Origin of the sequence: Butyricicoccus sp. OF27-2pH9A (genome assembly GCF_027693185.1) — a bacterium.
GTDB classification, from domain to species: domain Bacteria; phylum Bacillota; class Clostridia; order Oscillospirales; family Butyricicoccaceae; genus Agathobaculum; species Agathobaculum butyriciproducens.
This window is the reverse complement of record NZ_JAQEXK010000043.1, coordinates 1-3274: the sequence shown is the minus strand read 5'-3', so window position 1 is coordinate 3274 and position 3274 is coordinate 1. Positions and strand designations below refer to the sequence as shown.

Sequence of the window (3274 nt, the reverse complement as noted above, 5' to 3'; positions counted from 1 at the left end):
CTGGACACCATAGCCCGCATTTCTTCATCGTCTCGAACCTCAAAGGGATGGTTCTTGAAGGCGTGAAGCTCGTTCAGCTTGATATAGACGATCTGTTCCTTGCCCCGGCGTGGTGCATCCTTCGGTTTTTCGGGTTCCTTCGGAGCGGGAGCGGCCTGTACCGTTGGCGCCGTTTTTTTCTCCGGTTCCTTTTTGACCGCATTTTCCGGTTTCTGTGCGGGAGCTTCGGGCTTCGGGGTTGCGGCCTTGTCCTTATCTGCTTTCGGGGGACGGCCCCGGCGCTTCGGCTGTTCCGGCTCTTTGGGTTTTTCCTCCGCTTTCTTCGGAGCCTCCGGCTGCTTTTCCGGTTTTTCCGTTTTTGCCGGGGCAGGCTTTTCCCCGCTGGGAGCTGCCGCCCGTTCCTCGACCTTCTTTTCCTTCATAATTTCAGCGAAGTTATAGACGGAAACCTGCGGGTTCTTTACCTCCGGTTCCGTCTTTTTTTCCGGCTCCGGGGAAACGGAAACCTTCTCCGGCTCTTTTGGGGGAGCGGGAGGCGTTTCCTTGCCCGGCCCGCTATCCGTTACCGGCTGTTCCGGCGTTTTTGTGGTTTTATCATCTGCCATAAGCATTTACCTCCTGTTTTTTGGCATGAAAAAAGGGGCTCAACTTTTCAGTCAAGCCCCCGTGGGAAGTTCCTCCTTTCTCCGCCATGATACAAAAATACCGCCCGTAGTCTCGTTTGGGCGGTACTTTGTGTAAGATTGGCAGTCCATTATTAAGTTTTTTATTATGTTCCCTTTGTACACCGTTGCAAAGCCTAATTTAGAAAAGTGGAAATATCGTCCAGATACCAAAATGGGAAACGTTGACGAAACAGATGACCTGCGAATTTTCATTAAAGGCAGGTATCTGCTAAAATTTATGGAATGGTTTGATTCGATGAAAGACCGAGAATATGATCCATACCGTGAATTTTGTGAGGAGCTTTTAGAAACAAACCTCCTACCGAAGGAACCCTTTAGCAGGTTGAAATATCGCAAAGTCATGGTACATAACAAAGGTGTCCTGCATTCAAAAATCATGCGCTGCGATGAATTGGTGTATGCCGATATCTTTGAACTGGATCTGTCGGCAGAACAAAAGGAAATCATAAAAGCAGCTGTTGCAAGGAATCCAGATATGCTGTGTTTAGCATCTGCAGAAGAAATGATTTCTCAATGTTATAACGGTATTGAGAAAAATGTGGGAAATAATGCCGAATGGCTAATTGGAGGGTAAAATGAAACAAACTAATTATAGTGAATCTATTTTACTCGGAATCTGCGAAAAATTACAGTTATCGCCAAGCTTATATAGACAAGCTACAGAACGCTATGAAACCATAGCACATACTATTCAAAGTGATCCTGTTTTCAAGGAAATTGAACTGAAAATGTACCCACAGGGATCTTTTCGCCTCAAAACGACTGTCAAGCCATTGAGTGAAGAAGAGTATGACATAGACTTTGTTGTAGAGCTCCCCACAAATTCAACTATGTCGCCTCGTCAGTTATATGATCATATTGTTAGAATCCTTCGACATGATGGAACTCATAATGATATGGTAGAATTGAAAAAGCGCTGTGTCAGAGTTAACTATGCTAATGATTTTCATATGGATATCATGCCAGGGATGTCGGTTAATCCTGTGACACACGAGATTATTGTCCCCGACCGAGAACTTGCTGCGTGGTATCACCACAGTAATCCGATTGGATTTGCAGAATGGTTTGAACAGCAGGCTAAAACACAGATTATCAATGAGCGAAGTCATTTGGGAAAATTCTGTTGTGAAGTTGAAAAGGTAACTGAACAAGAAGTTGCTTCCAGATTGGAGCCCTTGCGTAGGACGGTGCAGCTGGTTAAGCGTTATCGTGATATTTATTGCGAAAAGTATAATACCGAGCCTGTAAGAAGTATTATAATCTGTACGCTGATGGGACAAATCACGAGTTATGCTGGTGATACGCTACAGGTTTTGGATAGATTCTGCACATATGTAACCGCTTTGATTCGTGCCAACGGAGATCAACCGTTTGAAGTCCGGAATCCTGTTGTGAATGAAAAATTGACCGAAAAGTGGGAGGAGGGAAATAACTACCGTGATTTCGTCGATATGATGAAGGCATTAACGGCAGATGTTACACTTCTGAAACAGAAAACGCTGAACAGCGAAATTAATCCAATTTTGAAAAAATGTTTGGTGAAGTGGTCACTGACTATGCAATTACTAAGTTTGCGAAGGCTACGACCGCAGCAAGAGTGAACGGTACACTATCTATGGATAGGAATGGAACATTGAATACCAATGGTTTAGGAGCACAAGTTAAGAAAAACACGTTTTATGGGAATTGATGATATAGGTTTAAAATGGCGCAAAAACATTACACAGTCAGCGAATTATATGGACAAATCGCGAAGATAAAGGAATTCTTTCCAGAAGCAATTAGCCATGTGAAATGTGGAAAGGCCGAGATAATAGTTCATTTAAAACCGACTATAAATTCAGAAGACTACACAGTTAAATTTGAAGCCAAACAAGGGATAAAAAAGGTAAAAGTCTTTGTTGTTCATCCCCGAATTGAACAAATGGAGAATGGTAAGCGGGTACCCCATTTATATGCAGATGGCTCGTTATGCTTATATTACCCCCAATATCATGAATGGGATTACAAAATACCTTGGACAGAAACGCTCATACCGTGGACCTCGCTATGGTTGTTCTATTATGAAATTTGGAGAGAAACCGGGAATTGGCTTGGCGGTGGTATTCATGGGAAAAAGAATATCCCACCAATGTAGATAAACAGATCAAGATATATCTGTTAATAGGTTTATATGTTCTGGCAACACTATGGCAACACAAAATCAGATAGCCTATCCTATTCTGATAATGAAGATAATAGTGATATGAGCAGCAAGTTCCACTAACTAAAAACGCTTAGTTTTTCTCAAACAGTAGCGAGTGGGAATAATCTTCTCTGGCTAACACCTTGAAAACGCAAAAAAATTTTTGCAACACTTTTGCAACACGTTAGTAATTTTCGAATACGAAACATCCTAAAAAATTGGCCGCCAACTCGCCTGCCCATTCCGAGTTGGCGGCTTCTTTTTGTGTTAATGTGTATACACACAGTCAAATTATTATACAGACGAGTGAGATCTCGTCAAGATTTATGCGCAAAATTATTTGCAGACTCGATAAGGGGGTGCGGACGAAATCTTGGACTATGCCGATAGGCCGAGTTTTTGT

General features: G+C 42.7%; 3 protein-coding genes and 1 pseudogene. 3 read left to right on the top strand and 1 reads right to left on the bottom strand.

Annotation, left to right across the window (positions count from 1 at the left end; translation table 11 throughout):
- A pseudogene (locus PG722_RS13830) lies at positions 1 to 605 on the bottom strand (ParB/RepB/Spo0J family partition protein); the annotation flags it as partial.
- Positions 606 to 771: 166 nt separating this feature from the next.
- Between PG722_RS13830 and PG722_RS13825 the strand changes: the two are divergent.
- The 3 genes from PG722_RS13825 (at position 772) to PG722_RS13815 (ending at position 2823) form a co-directional block, all read left to right on the top strand.
- A complete protein-coding gene (locus PG722_RS13825) occupies positions 772 to 1260 on the top strand; it encodes an SMODS-associated NUDIX domain-containing protein (protein ID WP_270580874.1) in 489 nt (162 codons plus the stop codon).
- Between the two features lies 1 nt (position 1261).
- The gene (locus PG722_RS13820) at positions 1262 to 2287 is read left to right on the top strand and encodes a nucleotidyltransferase domain-containing protein (RefSeq protein ID WP_270580873.1); all 1026 of its coding nucleotides are present in this window, start codon (positions 1262 to 1264) and stop codon (positions 2285 to 2287) included.
- 104 nt (positions 2288 to 2391) lie between these two features.
- Positions 2392 to 2823, top strand: a complete 432-nt coding sequence (locus PG722_RS13815) for a hypothetical protein (protein ID WP_270580872.1) — start codon at positions 2392 to 2394, stop codon at positions 2821 to 2823.
- Positions 2824 to 3274 lie beyond the last annotated feature (451 nt).

What these genes read in the sequence shown, in the direction of transcription:
- PG722_RS13825 (WP_270580874.1), top strand. Translation starts at nt 772, where the DNA reads ATGTTCCCTTTGTACACCGTTGCAAAGCCTAATTTAGAAAAGTGGAAA.
- PG722_RS13820 (WP_270580873.1), top strand. Translation starts at nt 1,262, where the DNA reads ATGAAACAAACTAATTATAGTGAATCTATTTTACTCGGAATCTGCGAA.
- PG722_RS13815 (WP_270580872.1), top strand. Translation starts at nt 2,392, where the DNA reads ATGGCGCAAAAACATTACACAGTCAGCGAATTATATGGACAAATCGCG.